At 36.8% G+C, this 16652-nt stretch carries 12 protein-coding genes; 4 read left to right on the top strand and 8 right to left on the bottom strand.

Translation table 11 applies throughout. The features are described from left to right. Window positions 1–50: 50 nt before the first annotated feature. Complete coding sequence (locus M2M59_RS08905; RefSeq protein ID WP_147193329.1) at window positions 51–1349, top strand: NCS2 family permease; 1299 nt, start codon at window positions 51–53, stop codon at window positions 1347–1349. A 1044-nt stretch (window positions 1350–2393) separates the two neighbouring features. Here M2M59_RS08905 and M2M59_RS08910 read toward each other — a convergent pair. Both M2M59_RS08910 and M2M59_RS08915 read right to left on the bottom strand, forming a co-directional pair. Next, window positions 2394–2777 carry a RidA family protein gene (locus M2M59_RS08910; protein ID WP_147198143.1) on the bottom strand — a complete coding sequence of 128 codons (384 nt, stop codon included), beginning with the start codon at window positions 2775–2777 and terminating at the stop codon, window positions 2394–2396. Window positions 2778–2930: 153 nt separating this feature from the next. Then, window positions 2931–5537, bottom strand: coding sequence for a cation-translocating P-type ATPase (locus tag M2M59_RS08915; RefSeq protein WP_249774360.1), 2607 nt, complete (start codon window positions 5535–5537; stop codon window positions 2931–2933). 396 nt (window positions 5538–5933) lie between these two features. Between M2M59_RS08915 and M2M59_RS08920 the strand changes: the two genes are divergently transcribed. Then, complete coding sequence (locus M2M59_RS08920) at window positions 5934–6560, top strand: TetR/AcrR family transcriptional regulator (protein WP_147198139.1); 627 nt, start codon at window positions 5934–5936, stop codon at window positions 6558–6560. A 163-nt stretch (window positions 6561–6723) separates the two neighbouring features. Next, window positions 6724–8940 (top strand): MMPL family transporter, encoded by a 2217-nt coding sequence (locus tag M2M59_RS08925; RefSeq protein ID WP_249774361.1) that lies wholly within the window; start codon window positions 6724–6726, stop codon window positions 8938–8940. A gap of 84 nt (window positions 8941–9024) precedes the next feature. Here the strand turns inward: M2M59_RS08925 and M2M59_RS08930 are convergent, their stop codons facing one another. The 6 genes from M2M59_RS08930 to M2M59_RS08955 all read right to left on the bottom strand — a co-directional run bounded on the left by M2M59_RS08930 (window position 9025) and on the right by M2M59_RS08955 (window position 14100). Beyond that, entirely contained in the window at window positions 9025–9534 is a 510-nt protein-coding gene (locus tag M2M59_RS08930) for a QueT transporter family protein (RefSeq protein ID WP_249774362.1), read from the bottom strand. Between the two features lie 147 nt (window positions 9535–9681). Next, window positions 9682–10434 carry a 3-oxoacyl-ACP reductase gene (locus M2M59_RS08935; protein ID WP_249774363.1) on the bottom strand — a complete coding sequence of 251 codons (753 nt, stop codon included), beginning with the start codon at window positions 10432–10434 and terminating at the stop codon, window positions 9682–9684. A 92-nt stretch (window positions 10435–10526) separates the two neighbouring features. After that, the gene (locus M2M59_RS08940) at window positions 10527–10748 is read right to left on the bottom strand and encodes a DUF2829 domain-containing protein (protein WP_249774364.1); all 222 of its coding nucleotides are present in this window, start codon (window positions 10746–10748) and stop codon (window positions 10527–10529) included. Window positions 10749–10896: 148 nt separating this feature from the next. Continuing rightward, window positions 10897–11112, bottom strand: a complete 216-nt coding sequence (locus M2M59_RS08945) for a DUF1540 domain-containing protein (RefSeq protein WP_150284543.1) — start codon at window positions 11110–11112, stop codon at window positions 10897–10899. Between the two features lie 82 nt (window positions 11113–11194). After that, entirely contained in the window at window positions 11195–11797 is a 603-nt protein-coding gene (locus tag M2M59_RS08950; RefSeq protein ID WP_147198126.1) for a hypothetical protein, read from the bottom strand. 194 nt (window positions 11798–11991) lie between these two features. Then, window positions 11992–14100, bottom strand: a complete 2109-nt coding sequence (locus M2M59_RS08955; protein ID WP_249774365.1) for a bifunctional diguanylate cyclase/phosphodiesterase — start codon at window positions 14098–14100, stop codon at window positions 11992–11994. A gap of 493 nt (window positions 14101–14593) precedes the next feature. Between M2M59_RS08955 and M2M59_RS08960 the strand changes: the two genes are divergently transcribed. Then, window positions 14594–16618, top strand: coding sequence for a bifunctional 2',3'-cyclic-nucleotide 2'-phosphodiesterase/3'-nucleotidase (locus M2M59_RS08960; RefSeq protein ID WP_147198122.1), 2025 nt, complete (start codon window positions 14594–14596; stop codon window positions 16616–16618). The last annotated feature ends 34 nt before the right edge of the window (window positions 16619–16652 follow it).

Raw genomic sequence — 16652 nt, forward strand, 5'->3', positions numbered from 1 at the left:
GCACTTGGTAGCCAAAGTTTTTTTATATAAAAGAATAGGAGATAGACATCATGAAACACTTTTTTCAATTTACTGAGAGGAATACCAGCTATAAGCAAGAGACATTGGCTGGGGTTACCACATTCCTTTCAATTGCTTATATTTTGGTAGTCAATCCTTTAATCCTTAGCCAAACTGGAATGGACAAGGGGGCTATTTTCACCGCAACTGCGCTAACTGCTATCATAGGATCATTACTTATTGGACTTCTAGCAAACTATCCGATAGCTATTGCACCAAGTATGGGGTTGAATTCTTTTTTTACGTTCTCTGTTTGCATAGGTATGGGAATTAAATGGGAAGTTGCTTTGACTGGGGTTTTTGTAGCAGGCGTCATTTTCATCATTTTAAGTTTATTAAAAATACGGGAGAAAATAATTAATGCGATACCAGAAGATTTGAAACATGCCATAGCAGCGGGCATTGGGTTTTTCATCGCATTTATCGGTTTTAAAAATGCAAAAATTATTATCCCAAATAAAGATACTTTTGTATCCATAGGTCACTTAACTTCTCCGACAACTGGCCTTGCCGTTTTTGGTTTAGTCATCACCATCCTTATGTTAGTCCGCAATGTGAAGGGTGCTATTTTTTACGGGATGATTATTTCTACTATTATAGGTATGTTGACTGGCTTAGTAAAAATCCCAACACATATTATGGGGACAATCCCAAGTCTTAAACCAACTTTTGGTGTGGTATTTCCTCACCTGCATGATATTTTCTCTCCTGAAGTATTAGCCGTGATTTTCACTTTCCTTTTTGTTGCGTTTTTCGATACTGCTGGTGCTTTAATTGCTTTAACTAGCCAAGCAGGCATTATGAAAGACAACAAAATTCCGAAAATCGGACGTGCACTGCTGGCCGATTCTTCTGCTGGAGCAATTGGTGCAATACTCGGTACCTCAACACCTGCAACCAGTGTTGAATCATCTGCTGGTATTGCAGTAGGCGGAAGAACAGGTTTTACTTCTGTCATTACTGCCGTATGCTTTGCGATCGCATTATTCTTCTCACCTATCCTTTCCGTTATCACAAACGAGGTAACAGCACCTGCTTTAATTATTGTGGGCGGATTAATGGCTATGAATCTACAAAACATTAATTGGTCACGTGCAGAAGTAGCGATTCCATCATTTTTAACCATTATTATGATGCCACTCACTTCTAGTGTTGCACTTGGATTAGCGTTCGGCTTTATTCTCTATCCATTAGCTTTGCTTATGCAAAAACGTGGTAAAGAGCTCCATCCGATAATGTATGTTCTTGCACTATTGTTCATTTTGTATTTTATTTTTATAGTTAAATAGCAGAAGCGCCAAATGGATATTTCTCATTTGGCGCTTTTTGGATCTTTAGGGCGTAGTGCGGATGGATGTGTACTTTAATTGGTATGTAAATATTTCGCATTATTCGATTAAGACACTCGGACTCTCTTTTGGGTCACTCATTCCCTAAATAGGGACACTCGCCCTCTTTTAGGTCACTCATTCCCCAATTAAGGACACTCCGACTCTCTTTTGGGTCACTCATTCCCCAAATAGGGACACTCCGACTCTCTTTTAGGTCACTCATTCCCCAAATAGGGACACTCGCCCTCTTTTGGGTCACTCATTCCCCAATTAAGGACACTCCGACTCTCTTTTGGGTCACTCATTCCCCAATTAAGGACACTCCGACTCTCTTTTGGGTCACTCATTCCCCAATTAAGGACACTCGGACTCTCTTTTGGGTCACTCATTCCCCAATTTAGGACACTCGCCCTCTTTTAGGTCACTCATTCTCCAATTAAGGACACTCGGACTCTCTTTTGGGTCACTCATTCCCCAATTTAGGACACTCGGACTCTCTTTTAGGTCACTCATTCCCCAATTTGGGACACTCGCCCTCTTTTAGGTCACTCATTCCCCAATTAAGGACACTCGGACCCTCTTTTAGGTCACTCATTCTCCAATTAAGGACACTCCTACTCTCTTTTAGGTCACTCATTCCCCAATTAAGGACACTCCGACTCTCTTTTGGGTCACTCATTCCCCAATTAAGGACACTCGGACCCTCTTTTAGGTCACTCATTCCCCAATTAAGGACACTCGGACTCTCTTTTGGGTCACTCATTCCCCAATTAAGGACACTCGGACTCTCTTTTATGTCACTCATTCCCCAATTAAGGACACTCCGACTCTCTTTTGGGTCACTCATTCCCCAATTAAGGACACTCCGACTCTCATTTAGGTCACTCATTCTCAATTTAGGTCACCAAGACTTTCTATTTAGAGCATTTCAAACTCTAATTAAGATTTATCCCAATTAAAATAGCCAACTAACAGCTTAAGCTGCTTGTTGGCCATTTCTTCTTAATTTGATCTTTTAGCGATCAGTTCAATTTCTACTTCTGCGCCTAGTGGCAATGCAACTACTGCTACACAAGTTCTTGCAGGATACGGTTCGATGAAATATGTTTTATACACTTCATTCATGGCATTAAAATTGTTCATGTCTGTTAAATAAACATTTACCTTTACCACATCTTCATGGGAAAGTCCTGCTTCTTCCATGACTTCTAATAAGTTGGCAAAGCATTGTTTTGTTTGTGCAGCAATATCTCCAGTTAGATCTTTAGCAGTTGGTGTATTCTTAGCTGTCTGACCCGAGAAAAACACATAATCTCCCGCGTCTATTGCGTGTGAATATGGCCCTGATGAGGTTGCACTTTTTGCTGTATATGCTTTTCTTTGCATTGTTAAATCTCCTTTTTAAATAGGTATATAACAATAATATATTAAACTTTCTAAAAGTTCCATCGATGGCATTTAAATTTAATATTTGTTACACCATTTACTATATTTTCACAAATAAAACCGACCCTTTCTGCAAAGGATCGGTTAATTCACTTATTTCCTTCTTACAAACAAAACCTTAAACCACTGATTCACTATGAAGGGTAGACTCGATAGCGTGTAAATATAGCCCATTTGCAAGCCGCTTAATGGTGCTACTTTAAAAACAGTAGTTAGGGATGGTAGGAATAAAACAAGGTGTAAACTAATCACCCCAATTAAGAAGGCAACCCATGTATATTTGTTTGAAAAGATTCCAATGGCAAATATAGATTCTTTTGATCGTGAGTTGAAGCCATGAATCAAACGAGATAAGCAAAGTGTCGCAAATGCCATGGTACTGGCAGTCAAAGTACTTCCCGTTGAAAGACCTAACCGAAATGCGATAATAGTAGATATAGCGATGAGTAAGCCCTCAAGCACTACTTGTGTCGTAAACCTTTTATTTAACAATGGTTCGTGTATGTTTCGCGGCTTATCCTTCATCAGCTTTTTATTATTTGGTTCAAGACCAATGGCTATTGCGGGCAAACTGTCTGTCAACAAGTTGATAAATAAAAGATGAACAGGGGCAAATGGGACAGATAACCCAAAGACGGTGGCATACAAAACAACAAAGATAGCACCGGCATTTCCAGAAAGTAAGAAAAGAATAGCATTCTTGATATTGGTGTAAAGGCTCCTACCATTCGCGACTGCTTTGACAATGGTTGAAAAGTTGTCATCAGTTAAAATCATAGAGGAAGCATCTTTCGCCACTTCTGTTCCGGTAATGCCCATTGCAACTCCAATGTCTGCTTGCTTTAAAGCGGGACCATCATTCACTCCATCCCCGGTCATTGCAACTACTTTGCCTTTTTCCTGCCATGCTCTAACGATCCGAATTTTATGTTCAGGTGTCACACGGGCATAAACAGAATAATCCTCCACATAATCTTGTAGTTCCTTATCTGTTAATTTTTCAATTTCATGCCCTTCAATGGCTTCACTTGGATCTTTTAAAATGCCAATTTGAGAAGCAATGGCTGTTGCAGTAATTTTATGATCTCCTGTAATCATTACAGGTTTTATACCTGCTTGAATACAGCTCTCTACTGCAGCTTTTGATTCGTCTCTTGGTGGGTCCATCATGGCTACTAATCCTAGAAAGATTAAATCATGTTCATCTTCGAAATCAATTGTTTGTTTTGGCCTCACGTTTTTATAAGCAATCGCCAAAACGCGCAGCCCTTTAGTTGAAAAGTTGTGATTGGCTTTTTCAATTCTTTGTCTGTCCTCGCTTGTCATTTCAACGATGCCATTCGACGTCTCTATCTTATTCATCCGTTGTAAAAGGACATCTAAAGCACCCTTTGTCGTAAGCATTCTTTTACCATTAACTTCATTAACAGTTGACATTAATTTTCGGTCAGAATCAAAAGGGATTTCGGCCATTCTTGGGTGTTGTTTACGAAGCATAAGCTCGTCCAATTTATAGTGTTTACCTAATTTTACAAGTGCAATCTCAGTAGGATCCCCAATCTCCTTCTCTTCCCTTACGAAGGAGTCGTTGCATAGGAGCGATTGAGTAATAAATTGTTTATGCAATTTGTTTTTCATATTCAGTTCATTAAATGCTTGTACTTCTTTATCAATATAAACTTGTTGAACCATCATTTTATTTTTCGTTAAGGTACCGGTCTTGTCCGAGCAAATGACAGATACACTACCAAGGCTTTCTACTGCAAAAAGCTTTCGTATAATGGCATTCTCTTTGGCCATTTTTTGAGTACCAAAGGCAAGAACGATCGTCACAATAGAACTTAATGCTTCAGGAATAGCAGCTACTGCCAGCGAAACAGCAAACATAAAAGATTCCACCAAGGCACGACCGCGTATAAGGTCAATCGTAAAGATAGCTAAACAGATGAGTGTGATGCCTAATGCAAGCTTCTCGCCAAAATGATCAAGACTAATTTGAAGTGGGGTCTTCTTCTCTTTTGCTGTTCCAAGGAGATTAGCAATCTTGCCAATCTCTGTATTCATTCCTGTTGATGTGACAACAACCGTCCCGCGTCCATTCGTCACAAAGCTACCGGTGAATACCATATTTCTTTTATCTGCTGTTGTCACACCTTCATCGAGTATAGGATCGTTAGTTTTTTCAACAGCCAACGATTCACCAGTGAGAGAGCTTTCGTTAATTAAAAGATTAAAGCTTTCTATTAACCTACCGTCTGCACTAATATAATCGCCTGCTTCTAAATATAGCAAATCGCCGACTACTATTTCCTCAGACAATATTTCGATGATTTCATTATTCCTCAATACCTTTGCCACAGGCGAAGTTAAGGCTTTCAGATTATCTAGTGATTGTTCAGCTTTGACATGCTGGACGGTACCTAAAACTGCATTCAGTATAACCACTATCATGATAACAATTGTACTTTCCACCTCACCTAATAGAAATGAGATGGACGCAGCAACCATTAAAATAATGACAAGCAAATCCTTGAACTGGCCAAAGAACACAGCTACTGTACTAACCTTCTGGCTTTCTTCTAATTCATTCGGTCCATATTCTTCTAATCTTTGCTGAACATCTAGTTCATTCAAGCCTTCCTTTGTCACAGAAAGCAAATCCATTACTTGTGCAGATGTTTGTTGGTGGAATTCCTTCATATTTTTCTCCTTTTTTTGTATTGTTTTAGCTTATTTAGCGAATGAATAGAGTTTTAAACGTTTGGGTGTTTTTAAAAACGAGAATCCAGGTGAATAAAATCTATTAAACTTGTGATGATCTCAACCTCCATCTCCACCTTTAACTTCTACTATCGTATTCCTAGCAATCTTATTGTATGAATAGATTTGTCATTACAATTCAAAAAAAAATTCTCCTGTTAAACAATTGAAGCTTAAAACTGGCGCAGTCATCTTAATGTTAATTACACTTATTCTTTAGAATTCTTGCTAATTCAATGGTAAAATATCAGTGGACATAAATTACGAAAAATAAATTTGAACGCCATTCTTGTGATGGATTTCAAAACTATGTAGAAATAGATAAGGAGAAGGATTATGGCTTCTAAAAAACGAGGTCGCCCTGTTGGAAGGCCGAAACAAAAAGATAATAATATATCGACAAGGGAAGTAATCCTACAAGTTGCTACACGGTTATTCTTGGAGAATGGCTATCAAAGGGTCTCGATGGATGACATTGCTCGAAATTCTGAAACGACTAAAGCAACCGTATATTACTATTTTGAAACCAAAGCTGAATTGTTTAAAGAAACAATGGTTGCACTAATGGAAAGAATTCAAGAACGAATTCTATTTTTGCTCACTTCAGATAAGCCCTTGTATGATCGTTTATTAGATGTGACAACGGCACACTTAAAAGCAACCACCACCCTTGACTTGGATGGGTTTATGAGAGAATCTAAACAATCCTTATCAGAAGAGCAAATGAGTGAAATGAAAAAAGCAGAAGAAAAAATGTACGAAGGGATTGAAAATGAATTTAAAAAAGCGATAGACTCGGGAGAAATACCTCATGTAAATACAAAATTTGCAGCGCATGCTTATCTTGCACTTATTCGGGTGGGGAATTATAAGCAAGCAGATGGGCTTTCCATATTCGAGTCAACTGAGACATCCGCTGTTCAAATATTAGATGTTTTTTGGAATGGCTTCTTTAAAAATTAATATAGGCTTATCCCGCTAGTTTTTATAGCGGGAATTTTTTATCTTAACGTATGTTTACATACTGGGATATTAGGTCATCATATATTAATAAGAAAATAGATTTGATAATTAACTAACCAGTATATATAATTAAATTAAATCCTTCCGAAAGGGGCTCTTCTTAATGAAAAAGTTTTTTATCGAATTTGTAATGGCTGTCTCAAGTAAAAAAGGAAGATGGATTACTTTGGCAGTTTGGGTTCTTTTAGTAGCCATACTTACAGCCGTTTTTCCAAGCGTTAACAAAGAAACAGATAATGGTGCCGCTAATTTACCTGACAATGCTATGTCAGTAAAAGCAGAAAAAATTGCAAAAGAACAATACCCTGATAATACAGGTACACCATTGTTAATTGTATGGCATCGGACAGACGGGTTGACCACCCAAGATTACCAAAAGATTTCATCATTATATCAACATCTAGAAAAACATCCTTTATCAGCTCAAAATTTTCTTCCTCCGCTTGGAAAGCTTCCACCGCAAGGTTTACAAGCATCTGCATCTGAAGATGGCCAAACAATTGTAACGCCTATATTCATGGATAAAAAAGCAGCAACCGAGGAATTAGATAGTAATTTGTCTACATTAAAAAAACATTTATCTAAAGTAGACTCTAAATCTTTATTTGATCGTAAAATTAGTGACTCAGGCTTACATGTTCGTTTTACTGGTCCTGTAGGAATTTCTACAGATGCTACTGCCTTATTCAGTAAAGCAGATGTGACGTTACTGATTGGTACGGTTTTATTAGTATTAATATTGCTTGTGCTGTTATATCGCTCCCCACTCTTAGCGTTAGTGCCATTGATAGGTGTAGGATTTGCTTATGGTGTGACGAATCCTCTTTTAGGATTTCTCGCTAAAGAAGGCTTTATTACAGTTGATTCACAAGCCGTATCCATTATGACCGTATTATTATTCGGCGCAGGAACAGATTATTGTTTATTCTTAGTGTCCAAATACAGAGAATGTTTATTAGAGGAAGAGGATAAATTTACAGCCTTAGAACATGCCATTAAACATTCAGGCGGAGCTATCTTAGTAAGTGCATTAACCGTCGTGCTTAGCCTAAGTACTTTGCTGCTTGCACAATATGGATCGTTCCATCGCTTCGCAGTTCCATTTAGTTTAGTTATCCTCATTATGGGTATGGCGGCATTAACACTGTTACCTGCTTTGTTAGGTATTCTTGGGCGTGCAGCATTTTACCCTTTCATCCCAAGAACAGAGGAAATGTCGAAGAAACTAGAAGAAAAGAAAGGAAAAAAAGTCAGAAGAATCGCTCCCCACGGAAAGTTCAGCAGAAAAATTGGCAATTGGGTGACAAGAAAACCGTGGACTGTCATTATTTTAAGTGTTGTCCTATTAGGCGCATTAGCATCCTTCGTTCCACGTATTCAATATACACAGGATTTAATAGAATCGTTTCCAAAAGATATGCCTTCTAGAGAAGGTTTTGATTTAATGTCCGAACATTTTTCACAAGGAAAGCTAGCACCTTTACAATTAATCATCAATACAGAAGGTAAAAAAGTTGTGATTAAAGATCAGCTGAGCAAGCTATCCTATATCGAAGAAGTTTCAGAGAAAAAAGAAGGGGTTAAAAACAAAGAATATCATTCTTATGATATTACTTTAAAAGAAGACCCTTACAGTATGGAAGCTGTTGATACTATACCAAAATTAAACAAGAAGGTTTCTACCATACTAAAAGACTCAGGTGTGCAACCACAGGATCATCTCTGGATAGGTGGCGAAACTTCTAAGCAATATGACACAGTGAAGACAACCGAACGAGATATGAAAGTAATTGTACCAACAGTAATCGTTATTATAGCTGCATTGTTGTTAATGTACTTGCGATCTATTGTGGCGATGGTATACCTGATCCTAACAGTCTTACTTTCTTATTTATCTGCGTTGGGCGCTGGTTGGATACTGGTCCACGATGTATTAGGCATTTCAGCAATTCAGGGCTTAATTCCTTTATACTCATTCGTTTTCTTAGTTGCATTAGGTGAAGATTATAATATTTTTATGATATCAAGTATTTGGAAAAACAAAAATAAACAAAGTAATCGATTAGCCATCGCAAATGGGGTCAGTGAAACAAGCAGCGTGATTACTTCTGCAGGTTTAATTCTAGCTGGAACTTTTGCAGTCTTGGCTACCTTGCCTATTCAAGTACTCCTGCAATTTGGGATCGTGACAGCAATCGGCGTATTATTAGACACATTTGTTGTTCGTCCTCTCCTTGTTCCTGCTATCACTGCTGTGCTTGGCCGTTATGCATACTGGCCAGGGCATAGATGGAAAATGAAGGATAGTGAAGAAGAATAACTTGTTGGGACATTAAAAAGAAAACATTTACTATAAAAAAATGCTCTTCTCATTAAATTGAGAAGAGCATTTTTAGTGAAGCTTTTATTTTGTAAAATCAATTTTCTTTTTTAATATATTCATAATTACGCCACCTACTGCCATCGAGAGCAGCTCACCAAGCGCAACTGTATACCATGTATAGAAAAAAGGTAGATGATAAAGAATAGACAATTGCCCGGCAACCGTAAACATAGAAAAAGCAAAAATTAAAGCTGTGACTGTCATTTTTACAATATCATTCTTGATTTTTTTCGTTACCGCTCGGCATAAAAGAATGACTAAAAATGTAGCAAGCCCACCAACTGGCACATCGATTGGCCATGTCGGAGACATAAAATTAGCAATAATAACACCGAGAGTGACGGCTACTATGTAACGTTTATGATAAAGTGCTAGATAGTTAAACATTTCAGCTAAACGAAATTGGATGGCGCCAAAACTGACGACAGCTAAAACGGTGGTGACCGCAACATAAAGGGCGGCAACGAGGGCTGTTTTGGTGATCTCTGTAACAGAGGTACGTGTAGATACATTGTAAAACGTTTTATTCATTTTCATTCTCCTTTGTAAAATAGCCAAAAGCTATTTTAGTCATAACTGCGACCAAAGGAGATTAGACTATGCCTAACCAAAAGTGCCGCAGTGCAAGCAAATTTGCTTACTTGAAAAGTATATCAAATAGTTGTTAAATAGAAAACATTATTTTGCAATCCAACCTCCATCAATCGGGACGACTGCAGCATGTATATAGTCTGAGGCGTCATGTGCTAAAAACAGTGTAAGGTTTGCCACTTCACTTGGTTGGGCCCATCTACCTGCAGGTGTCTCTCTTGCCACCCATTTTGCCATCTCTCCATCGCCTTGGAAATCCGCTTTGTTCATAGGTGTTTGAATAGCACCTGGAGCAATCGCATTAGCACGAATACCCATTTTACTATAATCTAAATCTAGCTGTTTAGTGTAACCGACAATTGCATGTTTAGAAGCTGTATATGCTGCTCCGCCTCCCCCTGCTACAAGGCCTGCAATGGAAGCCATATTGATAATGACCCCTGATTTTATCTCAATCATTTGTGGAAGAATTGCATTCGTTACTAAATATGTTCCTTTAAGGTTTGTATTTAAAATAGCATCCCACAAAGCCTCATCTGTATCTAATGTCTTTGCATAGCCATCTAAAATGCCAGCTGTATTTAGCAAGATATCAATTTTAGAAAAAAGCGAAATGGCCTTTTGGACAGCTTTCACTACCTGACTATTATCCGCTACGCTACCTACTGAATAAGCAAAATTTCGCTTATATTCATTCGCTATAGAATTCAATCCCTCTTCGTCTAAATCCATCGCAAATACCATCGCTCCACTTTCAAGAAACGCCCTTGCTTGTGCGTGCCCAATTCCAGACGCTGCTCCCGTAACAAAAACGGTTTTGCCTTTAAAATCAAATTTCATTTTTGCACCTCATTACAAAAGCCCATGGCAATCCATGGACTCTCAATTATATTCATATATAATACATTTCCACTCATCTAGTGAGAAGTGTCTTATTCGACAATTTCCCAGTCTTCGGCTAATAAATCACAAACTGTCGGCGTGAACATAGTGTAGCCTTCACCAGATACATTAATTAAAAAATACGGATTTAGCTTTTCACCATGATGCGTGCTTTCCCCTACTAATTTTATGTATAATTCAGCTCCATTAAATCCTTTTCTTATCACTTTTTCTCCTGCTTTCATACGCGGTAGTATTTCTTCAAATGTCATGACGCGTCTCCTTTACTCTTTAGTTATACAGAAAAAAGTATACGAGATTATATTATGGAAATCAAATGACTAAAAAAAGGGACCCACGTTATAGTGGAATCCCTAATGCTATGAATCGCATAGCTGCCAATTGTTCATGAGTTATCTTTTACTTTTCTTTTGGTTTAAAAGTTTTACAGCAAGTATCCTTAGAAGTGTTAGCTTTTTCGGAAATCTTGTCAAAATCAAACTCTGTTGCAAACTCTGTATCCTTATCTCTGGAGTGGTAATCCATATCGACATTAATCGCTGATGCACCACAAACATTACCAACCTTATGGAAAAAACAATCGGAAACAGAACAATTCACTTGTACATTTGGCATAGGCTATCCTCCTCATATTTATGAAGTGAACAATGTTTATTGCTCTGGATTAGCATGCCCAAGCCATAATCATTTATAAGGCTTAATAGAAATGAATATCTTCAAGTACATATTTACCGCTCTTCACTTTGGTAAACTTAAGAGTTACCGATACGTTACCCATTGCGTTAAAATCTTTAGGCTGGAATTGATATCGAATATTTGCCCAACCTGTCCCTTTTCTTGAGTCATAGTTTTTTACTTTTGAGGTTGTTGCCAGCTTTAAATTTTTGCCGTAAAGATGAATGATTTTTTTGCTATTAGATTTACGATTGAGCTTTATTCTTTCTTTGTATCTATCCGTTGAATATTTATAGCCTAGTAAATAGTTTGTATCAGTTTTAGGTGCTATATGATTCTTTGCATATTTATTAAATGTTGTTGTTTTTCCTGTTCTGTTTGATTCGCCGTAAATACGGATTAATCTTGCAGCTTCAGGTCTTAATTCATTTTGGGCTTCTTTTAGTGTAAATCCCTTTGAAAGTGTAAAAACCCCTTTTTTCGAAACTTTTTTGCTAGCTGCTTGAACAGTCTGAGTACCTGCTAATTCACTCGTTTCGAAAGACGCTGTACCAATTAATAAACCAGATGCAAGTACACTAGTCGCGATCGTACCTTTTACAAATTTTTTGACTAAATTTTTCATACTATAACCTCCAAGTTGTTTTATTAATCGTAGCATAAATACCCCATTAAAAAAGAATCGTTGCAAAAATTGATATTTTATCTCTAATATGGAATTTACCTGATAGTCGGATGGTTTTACAAACCGAGTTCTCAAATCATATTTTTCCCTCAAACATAATACCTTCTTTTCAAAAAAATAAACAAGCTGCTTACTTAAATTTGGGCAGCTTGTTGAAAATGAATTGTTTCTATAATTTGATGGAGCGGCATCGGCCTTCCACATAAGTAACCTTGGATAAGATTGCATCCTTCTCTTGAAAGAAATTCCCACTGGAGCTCTTCTTCCACTCCTTCTGCAATAATTGTTAAATGTAGATGTTTTGCCAGAGAAATAATCATCGAAATAAGAACAGTATCCCCTGTTGGTATTTGCATAACAAATGAACGATCTATTTTCAATGTATCAATTGGCAAATCTTTCAGATAGGCGATAGATGAGTATCCTGTTCCAAAATCATCAATCGCAATTTTAATTCCTAATTCTTTTAACTCGCATAACGTTTCGACTGCATGTTTTCTATCCATCGTCATACTTTCAGTAATTTCAAGTTCTAGACAAGCAGGATGAAGCTGTGTCTCTGCCAGAACCCTTTTGACTGTATGAGCTAAATTATGCTGGAAGAATTGGCGGATCGATAAATTTACCGATACACCAATCGTTAGCTGGCAATCCTCCTGGCATTTTTTCACTTGGCTACATGCTTGTTGAAGCACCCATTCACCTATTGGCACAATTAGCCCTGATTCTTCAGCTATCGGAATAAAATCAGCAGGAGAAATAATCCCCTTTGTTGGATGCTTCCATCTGAGTAATGCCTCAACAGATACTATTTCTCCTGTTCTTACATCAATCTGTGGCTGATAATCAAGGAAGAGTTCTTGATTTTCAAGTGCTTTGTGTAAATCATGCTCTAGCAACATTTTTTGTTCTGAACATTTTTCCATATTTTTTTCGTAAAAAAGTACTCGGTTTATTTGATGTTTTGCTTGATGCATAGCAACTTGAGCATGTCTAAATAGATCGCTTGCATTTCTGCCATGCTCTGGATAAATAGCAATTCCGATATTTAAATCTACTTTCACTTGATGATGCTGGACGGGAAAATGAACTTCCATTAATTGTGTAATTTTTTCACAAATGGCGGTGACTTCTTCTCTATTTGACACAGTTGGAACAATAAGAATAAATTCACCGTTATTTCCTTTGCCTAGTACCCTCTTCTGCGATTCTACACAATTCAATCTTTTAGAAATTCCTTGAATAATTTGATCAGCAAACCTACTACCAAACGATTCATTTATAACCTTTATACGATCTACTTCCATCATTAAAACAGCAGCTTTTTTATGAATATTTAACATTTCTGCTAGTTTAGTTTCTATATAGTGCAGTTTAGGCAAACCCGTGAGCTCATCATGATCCATCGTGTATCTTAAAGAATCCTGAGAACTTTCCAGCTCCTCCTGAGTTTCCATTAACAACTCAAATGGTTCTTCAACTGAAGTATGATGAAGTGCTTTCATAAAAAAGTAATAGCTTGTTAGTTGAAATAAATGGCCAATCATAGCTCTGAAATCATAGACATTGATATAGGTGGTGAACACTAGGTCTCCTAATATTAAATAAAAAGAACCAAGTACCAGCATTTCAACTTCTTTTTTCTGTACATTATTTTTGCTTTTAAAAATATAAGCCACAAAGAAAAGTTGTATAAAAGCAGCAGCATATTGTAGCCCATTTTTTATCTGAGAAGTCCCTACTCCATCAATAAATAGATTTGGCAACAATGCTTTGGGAGAGTATATAATTCCCAACCAACAAACGGTATAGGCTAATGATAAACCATATACTATATAGCGATTTTTGAGCACAGAATTTTTCGGCTTTAACAGGTATATACTTAACAAACCAACAGCTAATGACAGGCGTCCTATGATATAAAACCATGTAGCTGAGTAATTAGAGCTTCTCTCTAGAAAAAACGGCATCCCTTGATAAGTTAAAGTATGGAACAACTCCGTTAAACCTAAAGATAAAAAAAGGGCTCCAATATATAATCTTTTATTCGATAAAACATATGGTACGATCAGCCATGCTTGAATAGCAATCGAAAAGGAAAAAACAATAATAAATATCTCAACCATTAAATGAATGGATAAATAATTTTCTGCACCAAATACACCGTAGAGTTGCTTATTAAATAAAAACGAGATTACAAGCAAAAAAATAGGCAATCCAATCGGCCACCGAAATTTTTTCAAGAAGCCTCCATAATCAAAGTTTGTTATAGAAATCCCTCCTCTTAAAGCAATTTTTATAGGAAAAAAGTTGTCCGTTAGGAAGATTACAAAATACTTTTTTAAAAACAGTTCTTCTTTCAGATACATTATACCTACTAATTATACAAATTTCTAGCAAAGAATAAAAATACCAATAGAATGGTCATATGAGTTTTATTTTTACTTACCACAAGATTAAGAATAAGAAGGAGCTTGTCTAATAAATAAAATAATTCCTATGAATTTTTCCTAACTCAAATGAAGATATTCTATTGATTAAACCTTTTTTAACTATTTTTTCTTTAAAACGAACATCCCACTTTAGTCCTCCGATACTATTTACTTGTTTAGTCAGAAACGCTTATTATGTATATTTTACTGTTTTTGTTTTGGAGGAAAAATGCTAATTTATCAGTATATTTTCTATGGTATATTTTGAAGGGGTTTAAAAAATTAAAAGGGATGGGTGAAATGTATGAAATCAACAAAAAAGTTCCAAGGCCTTAAAGTTTTATCAAGCGCACTTGCTCTAAGCCTAATTGCATCTTCTTTAACACCGATAATGGAAACAGAAGCGCAAGCTAAAACGGCAAAAACAAAGGTACAATCACAGGTAAAACTACGGATCATGGAAACAACGGATGTGCATACGAACTTATTAGACTTTGACTATTACAAAAATAGCGTAGCTCCTCAATTAGGATTAGCGAAAACAGCAACGCTTGTCAATAAAGCTCGTAAAGAAGTGAAGAACTCTGTATTGGTAGATAATGGAGACCTTATTCAAGGAACACCGCTTGGAACATACAAAGCAACAATCGATCCATTGAAAAAGAATGAAGTCCATCCAATGATAAAAGCAATGAACATTATGAAATATGACATGGCTTCACTTGGAAATCATGAATTCAACTTCGGTCTAAATTTCCTAAAAGAAGTTTATAATGATGCCACATTTGGTTTTGTAAATGCAAATGTATACAAAGATGATCACGATAATAATCCGAATAATGATAAAAATCAATTTACACCATACAAAATCGTCAACAAAAAAGTAAAAGACGAATCAGGGAAAACACAAACCATCAAAGTTGGTTATATCGGCTTTGTACCGCCTCAAATCAGCGAATGGGATAAAGCTAATCTAAATAACAAAGTAATTGTAAAGGGAATTGTTGAGACTGCAAAGAAATATGTACCGATCATGAAAAAGAAAGGCGCAGATGTAGTCATCGCAATGCCTCACTCCGGCTTTAACAAAGATGTGACAAATACAGAAGATACAATCTATGCATTAAGCAAAGTAAAAGGAATCGATGCTATAACTTTCTCACATACGCATAAAGTCTTCCCAGCAAAGGATATTGCTAGTTTGGACTCTATCTTTAAGGATGAACAAGGCAATGCTGCGAAAGGTGTAGATAACAAAAAAGGAACAATTAACGGTGTACCTGCAGTACAAGCTGGCTTTGGTGGCGGCGCATTAGGAATTATCGACTTAACTTTGAAGAAGATCAAAGGAAAATGGGCGATTACAAAATCTAAATCACAAGCGCAAACACGATCAGTCCTTGAAGAAAAAGCAGATGAAAAGATTAAAAAAGCTATCTTAAAAGACCATGAAGCAACACTTAAATATATCAACACACCAATCGGCAAAACAACTGACGATATATACAGCTATTTCGCACTAGTCCAAGATGATCCATCTATCCAAGTTGTAACAAGTGCACAAAAATGGTTTGTTGAAAAATATGTGGCTTTAAATAAACCAGAGTTAAAAGATTTGCCAATTTTATCTGTTGGTGCACCATTTAAAGCAGGCCGTAATGGTAAAGACGAATACACAGATATCAAAAAAGGCGACTTAACAATACGTAGTGCCGGCGATTTGTATTTATATGACAACACGCTTAAAGCTTTAAAAGTGAAAGGCTCTAATGTAAAAGAATGGCTAGAAATGGTTGCAGGTGCATTCAATACGATTGATACATCTAAAACAACAGAACAATCATTATTAAATCCAACCTTCCCTGTATACAACTTTGATGTAATCGATGGCGTACAATATCAAATCGATGTTACAAAGCCTGCGAAGTACTCAACTACTGGACAGTTGGAAAATCCTACTTCAAGCCGTATCGTCAACTTAACGTATGATGGAAAACCAATTGATCCAAATCAAGAATTCATTGTGGTAACAAACAACTATCGTGCAAGCGGCGGCGGTCATTTCCCTGGCATTTCAGAGAGTGAATTAGTAGTAGACTCAGCAGATGAAAACCGTCAAATTCTCATGGACTATATTTCTGAAGTTAAAGAAATTACACCTACAGCAGACAATAACTGGTCCATCGCGCCAATTGCTCAAAAAGTAAATGTAACATTCACAACTTCTCCGCAAGCTGTGGATTATATTAAAGAAGGAAGCTTATTCACTTATACAGGTAAAACTGATGTAAGAGGATTTGGCATTTTCCAACTAAATTTAAATCGTTAATCTTATCGCCGCGGCATTTATTTGCTGCGGTTTT

The organism is Rummeliibacillus sp. G93, assembly GCF_023515935.1.
In the GTDB taxonomy this organism is placed as follows: domain Bacteria; phylum Bacillota; class Bacilli; order Bacillales_A; family Planococcaceae; genus Rummeliibacillus; species Rummeliibacillus stabekisii.